At 69.0% G+C, this 245-nt stretch carries 1 protein-coding gene; it reads right to left on the bottom strand.

Annotation, left to right across the window (positions count from 1 at the left end):
• Window positions 1-44 precede the first annotated feature (44 nt).
• Window positions 45-245, bottom strand: a 201-nt coding sequence (locus tag UK12_RS44225; RefSeq protein WP_231591535.1) for a hypothetical protein, incomplete at its 5' end; no start/stop codon positions are given.

Raw genomic sequence — 245 nt, 5'->3', positions numbered from 1 at the left:
AGGCCGTTTCCGCTTCTGGCGGGAGCGGCCTTTTTGATGTCCGGTCAGCTGGTGGTCGCATGGTGGTCTCCGGGCCACATCGGCCAAGCACCTGATGGTTCTTTTGTTCCCGCGTATTGGTGTGCGGGCTGTTGCCGGTGGGGACGCGGCTGTTGGTGCCAGGGCCGCCGGGCGCGGCAGGCGGGCTGGCCCAGGATGGCGCGGTCGGCGGTGTTGAGCATCCAGGCGATGGCGTCGACGGCCGC

This window comes from Saccharothrix sp. ST-888 (genome assembly GCF_000955975.1).
GTDB lineage: Bacteria > Actinomycetota > Actinomycetes > Streptomycetales > Streptomycetaceae > Kitasatospora.
This window is presented reverse-complemented; position numbering and strand designations above follow the sequence as displayed.